Annotated in this window: 10 protein-coding genes and 1 pseudogene; 5 read left to right on the top strand and 6 right to left on the bottom strand. The window is 73.1% G+C overall.

Features of this window, described 5'->3' with window-relative positions:
• Positions 1-24 precede the first annotated feature (24 nt).
• From ACIG0D_RS22915 to ACIG0D_RS22895, 5 genes are all read right to left on the bottom strand, one after another.
• Positions 25-1026, bottom strand: a complete 1002-nt coding sequence (locus ACIG0D_RS22915) for a GDP-mannose 4,6-dehydratase (RefSeq protein WP_399803796.1) — start codon at positions 1024-1026, stop codon at positions 25-27.
• 151 nt (positions 1027-1177) lie between these two features.
• A complete protein-coding gene (locus ACIG0D_RS22910; protein ID WP_399803794.1) occupies positions 1178-2695 on the bottom strand; it encodes a hypothetical protein in 1518 nt (505 codons plus the stop codon).
• Positions 2692-4206, bottom strand: a complete 1515-nt coding sequence (gene pelF, locus ACIG0D_RS22905; RefSeq protein ID WP_399803791.1) for a GT4 family glycosyltransferase PelF — start codon at positions 4204-4206, stop codon at positions 2692-2694. The genes ACIG0D_RS22910 and pelF overlap by 4 nt, the downstream gene beginning before the upstream one ends.
• 85 nt (positions 4207-4291) lie before the next feature.
• Positions 4292-6424 carry a hypothetical protein gene (locus tag ACIG0D_RS22900; RefSeq protein WP_399803789.1) on the bottom strand — a complete coding sequence of 711 codons (2133 nt, stop codon included), beginning with the start codon at positions 6422-6424 and terminating at the stop codon, positions 4292-4294.
• Between the two features lie 395 nt (positions 6425-6819).
• On the bottom strand, positions 6820-7332 hold the full coding sequence (locus ACIG0D_RS22895) for a hypothetical protein (RefSeq protein ID WP_399803786.1): 513 nt from the start codon (positions 7330-7332) through the stop codon (positions 6820-6822).
• A gap of 329 nt (positions 7333-7661) precedes the next feature.
• Here ACIG0D_RS22895 and ACIG0D_RS22890 point away from each other — a divergent pair, with 329 nt between their 5' ends.
• The 5 genes and pseudogenes from ACIG0D_RS22890 to ACIG0D_RS22870 all read left to right on the top strand — a co-directional run.
• Positions 7662-8243, top strand: a complete 582-nt coding sequence (locus tag ACIG0D_RS22890) for a sugar O-acetyltransferase (protein ID WP_399803783.1) — start codon at positions 7662-7664, stop codon at positions 8241-8243.
• Positions 8244-8253: 10 nt separating this feature from the next.
• The gene (locus ACIG0D_RS22885; protein ID WP_399803781.1) at positions 8254-8811 is read left to right on the top strand and encodes a TetR/AcrR family transcriptional regulator; all 558 of its coding nucleotides are present in this window, start codon (positions 8254-8256) and stop codon (positions 8809-8811) included.
• Positions 8812-8948: 137 nt separating this feature from the next.
• Positions 8949-9332, top strand: a complete 384-nt coding sequence (locus ACIG0D_RS22880; protein WP_399803778.1) for a hypothetical protein — start codon at positions 8949-8951, stop codon at positions 9330-9332.
• A 443-nt stretch (positions 9333-9775) separates the two neighbouring features.
• On the top strand, positions 9776-10465 hold the full coding sequence (locus tag ACIG0D_RS22875; RefSeq protein WP_399803775.1) for a glycoside hydrolase family 11 protein: 690 nt from the start codon (positions 9776-9778) through the stop codon (positions 10463-10465).
• Positions 10466-10497: 32 nt separating this feature from the next.
• A pseudogene (locus tag ACIG0D_RS22870) lies at positions 10498-11221 on the top strand (polysaccharide deacetylase family protein); the annotation flags it as partial.
• Positions 11222-11268: 47 nt separating this feature from the next.
• On the opposite strand, the gene ACIG0D_RS22865 reads toward ACIG0D_RS22870, so the two are convergent.
• Positions 11269-12537, bottom strand: a complete 1269-nt coding sequence (locus tag ACIG0D_RS22865) for a serine hydrolase domain-containing protein (RefSeq protein ID WP_399803772.1) — start codon at positions 12535-12537, stop codon at positions 11269-11271.
• Positions 12538-12723: the final 186 nt, after the last annotated feature.

Here is a 12723-nt window from a genome sequence, read left to right as displayed (position 1 = left end):
CCTCCTGCGGTACGTGCCGGTCGGTCAGATGTTGTAGATGCCGGTCTTGTAGCGGGCCAGGTTGGCCGGGTCGGTGAACCACTCCACGGTCCGGGCGAGCCCTTCCTCCAGCGTGTGGCGGGGCCGCCAGCCGGTCGCCGCCGTCAGCCGGGACGCGTCCGCGACGAGCCGCATCACCTCCGAGGCGGCCGGCCGCAGCCGCTCGGGGTCCTCGCGGACGTCGAGCGGCGCGTCCATGACCTTGCCGATCAGCGCGACCAGGTCCCCGACCGAGATCTCCCCGCCCGTCCCGGCGTTGAAGGTGCGGCCCACGACCCGCTCCGCCGGCGCGGTGCCCACCGCGAGGAACGCCCGCGCGGTGTCCTCGACGAAGGTGAAGTCCCGGGTCGGCCGCAGGTCGCCGAGCGTGAGGGTGCGCTGCCCGGCCGCCACCTGGCCGACGACGGTGGGGATCACCGCGCGCATCGACTGGCGCGGCCCGAAGGTGTTGAACGGGCGCAGGGTCACCACGGGCGTGCCGAAACTGGCGTGGTAGCTGTCGGCCAGCCGGTCGCCCCCGGCCTTCGAGGCGGCGTACGGGGACTGCGTGTTGATCGGGTGGTCCTCGGTGATGGGGACCGTCTGCGCGGTGCCGTACGTCTCGCTGGTCGAGGTGTGCACCAGGCGCGGCGTGCCCAGCGCGCGCACCGCCTCCAGCACGTTCAGCGTCCCGGTGACATTGGTGTCCACGTAACTGTGCGGCGCCTGGTAGGAGTACGGGATCGCGATGAGCGCGGCGAGGTGGTAGGCGCAGTCGGCGCCGTCCAGCAGCCCGCGGACCGAGCCGGGGTCGCGGACGTCGCCGAGGACGATCTCCACGTGGTCGAGGACGTCGGCGGGCAGGGTCTCCAGCCAGCCGTAGGAGGAGAACGAGTTGTACTGGGCCATGGCCCGGACACGGTGGCCCGAGGCCACGAGCGCCTCGGTGAGATGCGAGCCGATGAAGCCCTCGGCTCCGGTGACGGCGGCGAGCGGTGCGGGGGTCAACTCTCGGGGTCCTTTCGTCGGGTGGGGAGGGTGGCGCGGTGGTGGGGCTGGAGTGGAGTGGTGGTGAGGCGGGTCGGGCGGCGGTGGGGCGAGGCAGGGGCCGGGGGAGTGCGGGCCGGGCCGGTTCGCCGGGCGGCGGGCGGCCCGGCGGTCAGGCGTGCGGGGACGGTCGGCCCAGCACACGGATCGCGCACGCCGCGAGACACACCGCGGCCGTGCCGCAGGCGAGGGGCAGCGCGGCGGGACCCGGGGGCAGGCCCAGCCAGGTGACCGCCCCGGCCGCGCCGGCGGCGGCCAGGCAGAGCACGGCCGGCGGCCAGGCCACCCCGAACGCCTGGAGGAGCAGCGCGGTCCACAGCGTCGCCGCGAGCAGCGGCAGCGTGACCGGACCCGCCCCGGTGAGCAGGCCCGCCGGCAGCACCAGCAGGAGATAGGAGGACAGGCACAGACCCAGCACACCCACCGAGCGCAGCAGGAACCCCCGGGGCGTCACGCTGGCCCGCAGCGCGGCGACCGACCAGCCGCGGTAGCGGTACAGCAGCCACTCCGCCGGGCCCATGCTCAGCGTCAGCGCGATCACCGCGTACGGATGCCGCCGGCCCTCCAGCAGCACGAGCACCGCCGCCGCCAGACCGAACAGACCGTAGGGCAGGGACGCCCGCAGCCTCGGCGGAGGCCCGTCGGGAGCGGCCGGGACGGCGAGGCCCGCCCGCAGCACCCGCGCGGTCACCGCGAGCGTGACCAGCAGTGCCAGCAGCGGCAGGCCCACCCGCACCGCCGGGCCGGGCTCCCACCACGGCAGTACCGCCGCACCGGCGATCAGCGGACCGAGCGCGGCCAGCAGCAGCCGCTCCCGCCCCAGCACCAGCAACACGCCCGCCGCCGCCAGATACAGCGACTGCGCGGCGACCGCGGCGACGGCGACCCCGGTGACCGGGCCGGCCGGACCACCCCAGGCGACCGGTACGGCCAGGCCGGTGGCCACCGCCGCGCCCGCCGGCGACCCGGTCAGCAGAGAGCGGGAAGCCTCCCGGCGTCCCGCCACCAGCCGGAGATGCGCGCGGTGGCCCAGCGCCTGCCCCCACGCCCAGGACACGACACCGGCCACGACCAGGACGGGGGCGTGCCGGTCGACGCGCCACAACGGGGCGGTCAGCAGATACGCCAGCGACGGAAGTGCGAACAGCAGCCCGCGCAGCAGACAGCGCACCGTGTCGGGCCGCCACGGGTCGGCCGCGGCGGGCGGCTCCGGGAAGGTCCGGGGCACCCGCGCGTACAGCGCGGACGCAAGCGAGAACAGGTTCGGATGGCCGTACCGCTCCCTGATCACGGAGGCGGACAGGCCCTCCGCCTCCAGCAGCGCGGCCACCTCGTACGGGTGGACGGCCGGGCCGATCCGGTCGGCGAGTTCGGCGGCGAGCGCGCTGACCGCCTCCTCGTCGGGCCCGGTGCGCGGCAGCCGGATCGCGAGCGTCGTGTCGTCCAGCGCCCAGCGCGGACGGCGACGCGGCGGGCCGGCCCGGCCCGTGCTCGGCGGGTGCGGGTGCGGGTGTGGGTGTGGGTGTGGGTGCGGGGGCTGCGGCTGGTGTGGCGGTCGCGGCCGGGCCAGCCGCAGCGCGAGCGTGTCCTGCTCGGCGCCGCCGGGTTCCAGGGATATCGGCCCGCTCATCCGGTGAGGCTTCTCTCCGTGTCGGTGACCGCCGAGGCGGACAGGACGTCGTCGGCGGGCAACGCCTCGCCGACCGTGGACAGTTCGTGGTAGATGGCGCGGAAGGTGTCGATGGTCTGGCGGAGGGTGAACTGCTCGATCACCCGCAGCCGGGCCGCCTCGCCCATCGCCCGGCGCCGGGCGGGATCGTCCAGCAGCTCCAGCGCGGCGGCGGCCATCGCGGCCGGATCGCGCGGCGGCACCACGAGTCCGGTGTCGCCGACGGCCTCCCGCACCCCGCCCACATCGGTGGAGACCGTGGCCCGCCCGCACGACATGGCCTCGATCAGCGTGAACGGGAAGCCCTCGCTGATGCTCGACAGCATCACCACGTTCCCCGCGGCGTAGGCGTCCCGGATGTCGTCGACGCGCCCCTCGAATGTCACGGCACCGGCCTGTCCCAGCTCGGCGGCCAGGGCCTCGCACCGCTCCCGGTAGCCCTCCCCGCCGCGCGGGGTCCCGCCGAACAGCCGCAGGCGCACGTCGGGCAGCCGCTCCCGGACCAGGGCGAAGGCGCGGATCAGGGTCTCCAGGTCCTTGATGGGGTCGACCCGTCCGGCCCAGCTGAGGGTGAGGTGGTCCGGCTCGGGTCCGGCCGGCGGGAAGGCGGCGGGGTCGACGCCGTTGTAGACCGTGCGGATCGACGCCGGATCGGCGCCGCCCTGCTCCTCCCACAGCCGGTTGTAGCGGTTGCCGGGGGTGATCAGAGCCGCCCGGCGGTAGGTCTCCTCCGCGAGCAGCCGGAAGAACCCCAGCAGTACCGCCTTGACCGGCCAGCGGTACGGCGCCTTCCGGTAGCCGAGATACCGCTCGCGCAGGTAGACGCCATGCTCGGTCAGCAGCAGCGGAACCCCGTGCCGCTCCAGCGCGGCCAGCCCCGGCAGCACGGCGACGCCTCCGCTGACGGCGTGCGCCACCCCCGTCTCGGGCGGCGGCGCGGCCAGCGGGCGCAGGGCGTGTTCCAGCAGGGCGGTCGCGGTGACCGCGTCGTGCAGCGTCGGCCGCGCCTCGCGTACGGGGAGCCCGGGACGCGTCCATACGGCGGTCAGGACGGCGATCGCGGTGTCGCCCCGCAGGAAGGGGCTGAGCTGTCCGTCCGCCGCCGCCCGCCCCAGCGTGTGCAGGGCGGGCGCGAAGCCGTCCTCGGCCGAGGCGTCGACCAGCGCGGCCAGGAACCGCTCGTAGGCGGCTTCGAGCCGCCTGCGGGCCCGGCCGCGCGGCGCCCGGCCCGGCGGAGCGGGACCCCACATCGGCACCGACCGCACCCCGGCGACATGGCCTGGCAGGTCCCACACGACCGGCTCCCGCCCGGTGCCGGTGACGGCGATGACGTCGAAGTCGACGTCGGGCATGCCGGTGACGAGCTGGTCGCACCAGACGCTCACACCGCCGTGGCTGTGCGGATAGGTGCCTTCGGTGAGCAGGGTGACGCGCGGAGCGCCGGAGCGTCGCGCGCCGTGGTCAACGTGCATCGATGTGCTCCACGGCCGGGGTGTGGGGTGGTGGTGCCGGTCCCGGCCGCGACGGGGCGGCCGGGACCTCGCTGCCGTACGCCGGTCAGCCCCCGGCGCGGGGGGTGACCGGCTCGGCCACGCCCTCGGGGACGCGGGTGTCCGGTGCCGGTGCGGAGCCGTCCGCGTCGGCGGTCGTGCCGCCGGCCGCGGCCGGCGCGGCGGACGCCGGCAGGGTGAGCGTCAGCGGCGCTCCCGCGGACGCCGTCCACCCGGACCGTTCGCCCGCGTACGCCTCGCCGAAGGCGGCGCCGGCCCGCGTGGTGCCGTCGGGCATCGTCGCCGGAACGGCCACGCCGTCCGGGCTCTCGACGGTCACGGTGTCGCCGACGCGGTAGGCGGTCACCCGGCCGTCCCGCACGGCGTCCCGCCACGCGGCGCGCCGCTGAAGCTCTCTCCCGATGTCCTTCATCCGCAGATTGACCACCGGGGTGTTCTCGGCGAACAGCGCGGCATAGCCGTCGAGCACACCGTCCAGGACCGGATAGGCGATACGGTCCTCGGCCAGGTTCGACTGGTGGATGAAGTGCGGCTTGGGGTCGTTGGCGAGGACGTGACCGAGCGCGATCTGCCGCTCCACGGGCACGATGTGCTCCTGGTAGCCGGTGGCCGGGTCGAGCGGGGCGGGCAGGCAGGTGGTGGTGGCCGGGTTGTCCTCGCAGATGCCGCTGCCGCCCTGCGCCCGGGCGGTGTAGATCCAGTTGTACTCGTCGACCTGGTCGGCTGCCCGTCCCGCGTTGTAGAAGACGTTCACCGGGTAGCGGGGCACCGACGTGGCGGGCCCGACCCGCCGCTGGTCGGGCTCGCGGGAGTTGTCGGACGCCAGCCAGGTGACGCCGTTGTCGGCCAGGGCGAGCGCCAGGTTGGGGTTGTCGGCGGTCTGCTGGGGCAGCACCCGCAGCCCGGAGTGCTCACCCGTGACCAACTCGCTGTCGTCCTGGGGGAGTCCGGCGCGCCGCCCCCACGCCCGGTTGGCGGCGATCTCGTCGGAGACGTCCTCCCGGCTGACCCACTTGGTGGTGCCGTCCGCGTTCGTGGCGCACCGCCACGGCACCACGGTGGTGTCCTGCTCGCAGCCGAGGAAGGCGTGTGTGTAGGTGTGGTTGATCCAGCGGAACTCGTCCCGTTCGGCGATCAGCCGGTCGGCCAGCGGGTCGGCGCCGTCGTTGTCCTGCCGGTGGTCGGCGCTGCCGGCGCCGTTGTAGGCGAAGTCGAGGGTGAAGTCCCGCTCGCGCTGCCAGGCGACGGCGTGGTCGACATCCCGCGGGGTCATGCGGATCGGGTCGGGGGTGGCGTTCGGGTCCGTGCAGTCCACGTCTCCGGGCGTGCAGTCGAGGGTGGAGTTCCAGCGGTCGTCCGCGGCGAAGACGTCATCGACGTGTACGGCGAAGTAGTTGCGGGAGGCGCCGAGCCGCACCCCGCCGGTCATCCACTCGACGATGCCGCGGGCCAGCAGCCGGAACTGCTGCTGGTGGCGGTTGTAGACGAAGGTGACGACGAGTTCGCGGCGCCCGTCGTGCCGGTACTCGCCCACCAGTGAGCCCCGCTTGGCCGTGCCCGGGATCGCCGCCTCGACGTACGGTGTGAAGTCGGCGCCTGCCGCGGGGGTCGACAGATACGCGTAACTCTCGCCCACGGTGGGGGAGTTGTCCTCGAACGGCACCGGCCCGTCGAGATAGCCGAACGGTCCCGAACGGCCGGCGTCGGTCACCCGGGCGCGCACCCCGTCGACGCTCCCGGAGTAGCCGCCGTGGATCGGATACTGGAGCCCGGCCTCGGGGCGGGCGTACGTGTAGGCATCGACCTGCGGGATGTCGTACGCCTTCTCGTAGGCCGCGAGGGCGGTCATCTCCGGGGAGTTCGCCGGGAACGGGTTGTCGTTGGGCAGGACGACGGCCTGGAACCGGGCCCGTTCCCGGCCGTCCACCGTGTCCGCGAGGTAGCCGGCGTCGATCACGGGGCGGTCGGAGCGCGTGAGGTCGATCTCGGTGTACGGCGTGCCGGCGGCGTCCAGTTCGGCCGCGATGGCGTCCGTGGCCGGGCCGCCGTCACTCACCACGAGCACCCGCAGATCGATCCGCGGCTCCGGGGCGTCGGCGTGCGCCGGCGTGGCCGGTACGCCGAGCGCGGCGATGAGCGCGCCCGTCGTGAGCAGGGTGGTGCGTAAGGTCCGCTTCATGCGGTGCTGTCCCCTCCCAGGGCAGGGGTGAGCACGGCTCCGCGGAGCGGACCCACCCCCTCGCGTGACGCCGGCTTCCCCCTCAGAGACCGGTCGTCGACGCATCCGTCGCGTCAAATAGTGAGGCGTGTGTGGAGCTTTTGTGCTCCCGCTGCGAAACCTGACGGAAAAACGCAGGTGCCCGGACGGCGGCCGTCCGGTGCGGGCCGCCGGTCCGGCGGCGCACCGTGGCCGCCGCCGGGCCGCCGTTCGCGGGCTGCCGTCCAGGTGGGAGCGGGAACGCGGGGCACCGGCGGGCCGCTGGGGCCCGCCGGCGAGGCGGTGGCCGGCGTGCGCCGTCCGCCGGGTGGCCGTGGACCGGTTTCAGGTCACCGGCCACCGGGGCGCCGGAGCCGTCAGGAGCACAGCACGCGCGTCTCGGGCGTGTAGACCGGTCCGCCGCTGGTGCTCGTGCCGTCGCTGAACTCGGCGTAGAAGTACGAGTAGAAGCCGATGTTGCCGTTGCAGCCGGAGTCGGGGGCGATCTGCAGCGTCAGCGTCACCGTCCGGGTCTGGCCGGGCGGGATGGGGGCGCCGTAGTTGGCGCCGAGGTCGGCGGGGCCGGTGCCGGAACAGGGGGTGCTGCCGGAGGCCGTGGCGAGGGCGCAGCCGGTGAAGGAGTACTTCAGGTCGGGGCGCTGGGTGGTCAGCCAGGTCGGGTCGATCGTCTGGTGGACGAACCAGATGTCGTACGTCTTGTTGTTCGTCAGCGTCATCGTCAGGTTCACCGTGCCGCCGGGCGTGGTGGTCGCGGCGTCGGTGGTGAACTTCAGCTCGGCGGGGCCCGGGTCGGCCGCGCTCGCCGACGGCGCCATGCCGAACACGGCGAGGAAGAGGGCGAGGGCGGCGGTGAGACCGAGGCGTCTCATCAAGGGTGATCGCATGGCCCGGGAGGCTAGGCGCGCGGCACACCCACCGTCTGCCCCTCACCGACGCCCCGGACCGACGTCGACCGAAAGTGTGCCTCCTGTGGGGGAGGTGTGGGCGAAGTGTGATGGCCGGTCGTGGGGTGCATACGCGCACGGTGCGGCCGGTGCGACGGCCGGCCCTCGGTGTGAGGCCGGTCCCGGCGGCTGGGCGCGCGGCGGTGGCCCTATTGGCGCGTACCGATCGAGTGCGGCGGTCGACCTGACTCCCGAGGCGGCGAGGAGCGAGACGGAGCGTACGATCGTACATTCTGGAGTGTACGATCGTACTCATGCCGACGGACTACTTCGCGGGCGACCCGCGCACGAACCTGGAGCGCATGCTCGCCGGGGACCTCTACATCGCCGACGATCCCGAGATCGCCCGCCGCCAGCAGCACGCGGCGCGCCTGGCCGCCCGCTACCAGGCCGCCTACGCCGAGGACGCCGACGCCGCCCGCCCGCTCCTCGCCGAACTGCTCGGCTCCCTGGGCGAGGAGGCGCACGTACGGCCGCCGCTCTACGTCGACTACGGCAGCAACATCACGATCGGCGCGCGCACCTTCGTCAACTACCACCTCACCGCGCTGGACGTCGCGACGATCACCATCGGCGAGGACTGCCAGATCGGCCCGAACGTCCAGCTGCTCACCCCCACCCACCCCCTGGAACCGCAGCCGCGCCGGGACAAGCTGGAGGCCGCCCGGCCGATCACCATCGGCGACAACGTCTGGCTCGGCGGGGGAGTGATCGTGTGCCCCGGCGTGACCATCGGCGACAACGCGGTCATCGGCGCCGGCGCCGTGGTCACGAAGGACGTGCCCGCGAACGTCCTCGCCCTCGGCAACCCCGCCCGCCCGGTCCGGGACCTGTGAGGGCGCCGCCATGGCCACCGGACACACCGACCCGCAGCGCCGCGCGCGGATCATCGCCGCCACCCTCGACCTCATCGCCGACGACGGCGTCGCCGGAGTCTCCCACCGCAAGATCGCCGCACGTGCCGGTGTGCCCCTGGGCTCGATGACCTACCACTTCAGCGGCATCGACGACCTGCTCCGCGAGGCGTTCCGGCACTTCACCGACCACATCGTGGCCCTGTTCGACGCGCACCTCGCCCCGCCGGCCGACCGCGACCAGGCCAGAGCGGCGGTGGCCGACCTCATCCACACGCTGTCCGAGGGAAGCCGACGCGACCTCGTCCTCACCCAGGAGCTGTACACCCTCGCCGCGCGCAGGCCGGCCTACCGGGAACTCACCCAGGAGTGGATGGCGCGCAGCCGGACCCACCTGGAGAAGCACTTCGACCCGGACACGGCCCGCCAACTCGACGCCCTCATCGAGGGCCTGACCCTGCACCGCGCCCTGTCCCCGGCACCCCACGACCGCGCCCTCACCCTGGAGGCGGTCACCCGCGTCACCACGACCGGCCGACGGGACGGATAGGCGGTCGTCCGTCTCCCCGCAACTCCCTTACGAGCAGGAGGGCTTGAGAGAGACCGAGGGGTGAGCGGGGCGACACGTCCGCCCGTGCCCCACCCGGTGTGCGGAGCGCACGCCCCCCTGAGCTAGGCTCTTGAGGCATGTCGCATCCTGACGATCTGCTTCTCGGCATCGCCGAGGAGGTCGAGTCGCAGCACAGCAGTCGGATGTCCCTGACCGTGGTGGTCCCCGGAGCCGTCATCACAGGACGACTGGCGCCCGAGGCCCTGTGGAAGCAGCGCGTGGCAGAGGTGCTGAGGGACTCGGCGGATCTGCACCACTTCGCCCGCCTGTTCGCCGTGCGCCCCGACAGCGACAGTGACGCCGCGCCGCCGCGCTCCGGCCGCCCCACGCACCTCCACTTCCACCTCGCCCGGATTCTCCAGGGGAGCGTCGGCATCCCGGACACGGGCGGCATGTACCGCGTCGCCCTGGAAGACGTCAGCGCCTGGACCATCGGGGACATCCGCTACTCCGATCAGTGAGGCGTGGCGCCGTGCGCCGTCTCCGTCGGACCTCGACAGGGACGGCGCACCGTCGCCTCTGGCTTCGAAAGTTTCGATCTGGGTGGCGAGTGTTGCGCGCAAAGTAGTCACCTAGGGTTCACTCGTCAACCGTTACGGCACTCCTGGCTGCCCTCAACCCTCTGAACTCCCCCTCGTGACGTCGAATTGTTTCGAGCGTCGGCCTGGATGATCACCTCCGAACTTTCGGTGGACTTTCGGAAACGAATGCATTGACCGCCGTTCCGAGACGGGCCCATACTCTCCAGCGATCGAGCCCTTCCCCCCACCGGTTCCACCGCGCCCACAGCGCGCGGTCCTTCCCTCACGCAGCCCTGGCCACGCCGTCCCCACCCGATCCCGCCGAGCCGCGCGGGACATGCGGACGTGGCCCGGCCTGCGCACGAGCCTCACCAGGAGGAAGCATGGACAACGCCCTCGACCGCTCGATGAGCCGCAGGGGCTTCATCGGCCGGGCCGGCGCCCTGACCGTGGCCGCCACCGCGTCCGGCCTGCTGCTGCCCGCCACCGCCCACGCGGACACGGTCATCACCACCAACCAGACCGGGACGCACAACGGGTACTTCTACTCGTTCTGGACCGACGGCGGCGGATCGGTCTCCATGACCCTGTCCTCCGGCGGCAGCTACCGCAGCAACTGGACCAACTGCGGCAACTGGGTCGGCGGCAAGGGCTGGAGCAACGGCGGCCGCAGGACCGTGCGCTACTCGGGCAGTTTCTACCCGTCCGGCAACGGCTACCTGACGCTCTACGGCTGGACCTCGAACCCGCTCGTCGAGTACTACATCGTCGACAACTGGGGCACCTACCGGCCCACGGGAACGTACAAGGGCACCGTCACCAGCGACGGCGGCACGTACGACATCTACCAGACCACCCGGTACAACGCCCCCTCCGTCGAAGGCACCAAGACCTTCAACCAGTACTGGAGCGTCCGGCAGCAGAAGCGGACCGGCGGGACCATCACCACCGGCAACCACTTCGACGCGTGGGCCCGCGCCGGAATGCGGCTCGGCAGCTTCAACTACTACATGATCCTCGCCACGGAGGGCTACCAGAGCAGCGGCAGCTCCAGCATCACGGTGAGCGGGTGAAGCGGGTGAAGAGGGTCGAGGTGGTGAAGCGGGTGAGCCGGAGGCGCGCCGCACCCCGGTCCCTGGCCCTGGGACTGGCCGTCGCCGCGACGGCCGCGGCGGGCACCGTCACCGTCGGCACCGGCGCCACCCCGGCGCACGCCGCCGCCTGCACCGGGTACGTCGCCCTCACCTTCGACGACGGCCCGTCCACCACCCACACCCCTGCCCTGCTGAACGCGCTCAGGCAGAACGGGCTGCGCGCCACGATGTTCAACCAGGGCCAGTACGCCGCCGCCTACCCGGCCCAGGTGCGGGCCCAGGTCGGCGCCGGCATGTGGGTGGGCAACCACAGCTACACCCACCCGCATCTGACCCAGCTCGGCCAGGCGCAGATCGACTCCGAGATCTCCCGGACCCAGCAGGCCATCGCGAACGCGGGCGGCGGTACACCGAACCTGTTCCGTCCGCCGTACGGGGAGACCAACACCACCGTACGGACCGTCGCCGCCAAGTACGGCCTGACCCAGGTCATCTGGGACGTCGACTCCCAGGACTGGAACGGCGCCAGTACCGACGCGATCGTGCAGGCGGCCGCCCGGCTGACCAACGGGCAGATCATGCTCATGCACGAATGGTCGGCGAACACCCTCGCCGCGATCCCGCGCATCGCGCAGACGCTGGCGAGCAAGGGCCTGTGCTCCGGCCGGATCTCCCCGCAGACCGGCCGCGCCGTGGCCCCCTGACGGGGCCGGCGGCCGGCCGGGCGGTACCGGGCGTCACCGGGGGACCCACGCGGCAACGGGTCCCCCGGTGACGCCTGCTCAGCGCCTCTCGGCCAGGTCGCGCTCGGCGGGCAGCGACACCGCGCTCCGTGCGGACGGCTCGGCGGAGCGGGCCGTCGGCGCGGCGGACGGCGTGGCCGCCGGCTTCTTCCCGCAGAACGCGGCCTCCAGGGTGCCGCCGAGCACCGTGTTGACCTCGCCGCGGTTGGAGGTGTTCGCCATCGCCGACAGGCTGCGGCTGCCGTCGCGGGTCGAGAAGGCGTACGTGTAGTACCCCTGCACCGTGCCGGTGTGGCCGTACACCTGCGTGCCGCACGACAGGTCGTACCGGCGCAGACCGAGGCCGTAGAAGCGGGTGTTGGTGGTGTCCGTCGGCGTCACCGTCGTCATGGCCTCCAGCGTGGCCGGGGACAGCAGCCGGCCGCGCATGAGCGCGCTGGTGAAGGTGTTCAGGTCGGCGGGGCTGGAGATGACCGCCCCGGCGGACTGCGCCCAGGACACGGTCTGCTCGGTGGAGTCCACGAGCGGCGCGCCCGCCTCGTCGGGGTGCAGGTAACCACGCGCGTGCGGACCCCGGATGCGGGTGTCGGGGTGCACGTACGAGGTGTGCCGCAGTCTCAGCGGCTCGATGATGCGGTCCCGGTAGGCGTCGGCGACCGGACGGCCCGTCAGCTTCTCGATGAGCATGCCGACGACGACGAAGTTGGTGTTCGAGTACTTGTACGCGACACCGGGCTCGGTGGTGCGGGGCTCCGCGAGGGACAGGCCGACGAGCTCCTGGTAGGTGAACACCCGGTTCCGGACGGCCTCGAAGCCGGGCACCGTCTGGTTGAACATGGCGTTCGTGTAGTCGGCCAGGCCGCTGCGGTGGGTGAGCAGGTGGCGGACCGTGATGCGGTCGTCGGGCAGCAGCCCGGGCAGGTACCGGTTGACCGGGCGGTCCAGTTCCAGCTTGCCCTCGTCCACCAGCTGAAGCAGCACGACGGAGGAGAACGTCTTGCTGACGCTGCCGATCCGGAACCGCGCGCCGATGTCCATGGGCGCCCCCGAGACCCGGTCGCGGACGCCGACCGTACGGCTCTGGGCCCCGTCCGGCCCGGCGAACCGCGCCATGGCGCCCGGCGCGCCCTTGGCCATCGCGGCGTTCAGCGCGGCGACCACCCCCTCCATGTCGGGCGCGGGAGCGGCGGGCGCGGCGGCCGGAGCGTTCGCGGGGACGGTGCGGGGCGCTGCGGGGGCGGCCGACGCGCTCGCGAGGGGTGCGAGTCCCCCGGTGAGTGCGGCGATCACGGTGACGCTCACAGTCATGCGTCGATGCGGCGACAGGGGCACGATGATTCCTCGATCTCTCGTCGACTGGTCCGGGCGCACGGCGGTGGTCGGCCACCGGCACCCAAGGAGCATGAGTGCCGGACACCGCCTTCGGTTCCAGACACGCGGGGCGAGTTGGGGCCGGTCCGGGGCACACGGGCGGTGGTGGCATGGATCTTGGCA

Origin of the sequence: Streptomyces sp. NPDC052773 (assembly GCF_044547145.1) — a bacterium.
GTDB lineage: Bacteria > Actinomycetota > Actinomycetes > Streptomycetales > Streptomycetaceae > Streptomyces.
This window is presented reverse-complemented; position numbering and strand designations above follow the sequence as displayed.

What these genes read in the sequence shown, in the direction of transcription:
- ACIG0D_RS22910 (WP_399803794.1), bottom strand. Translation starts at nt 2,695, where the DNA reads ATGAGCGGGCCGATATCCCTGGAACCCGGCGGCGCCGAGCAGGACACG.
- pelF (WP_399803791.1), bottom strand. Translation starts at nt 4,206, where the DNA reads ATGCACGTTGACCACGGCGCGCGACGCTCCGGCGCTCCGCGCGTCACC.
- ACIG0D_RS22900 (WP_399803789.1), bottom strand. Translation starts at nt 6,424, where the DNA reads ATGAAGCGGACCTTACGCACCACCCTGCTCACGACGGGCGCGCTCATC.
- ACIG0D_RS22895 (WP_399803786.1), bottom strand. Translation starts at nt 7,332, where the DNA reads ATGAGACGCCTCGGTCTCACCGCCGCCCTCGCCCTCTTCCTCGCCGTG.
- ACIG0D_RS22890 (WP_399803783.1), top strand. Translation starts at nt 7,662, where the DNA reads ATGCCGACGGACTACTTCGCGGGCGACCCGCGCACGAACCTGGAGCGC.
- ACIG0D_RS22885 (WP_399803781.1), top strand. Translation starts at nt 8,254, where the DNA reads ATGGCCACCGGACACACCGACCCGCAGCGCCGCGCGCGGATCATCGCC.
- ACIG0D_RS22880 (WP_399803778.1), top strand. Translation starts at nt 8,949, where the DNA reads ATGTCGCATCCTGACGATCTGCTTCTCGGCATCGCCGAGGAGGTCGAG.
- ACIG0D_RS22875 (WP_399803775.1), top strand. Translation starts at nt 9,776, where the DNA reads ATGGACAACGCCCTCGACCGCTCGATGAGCCGCAGGGGCTTCATCGGC.
- ACIG0D_RS22865 (WP_399803772.1), bottom strand. Translation starts at nt 12,537, where the DNA reads ATGACTGTGAGCGTCACCGTGATCGCCGCACTCACCGGGGGACTCGCA.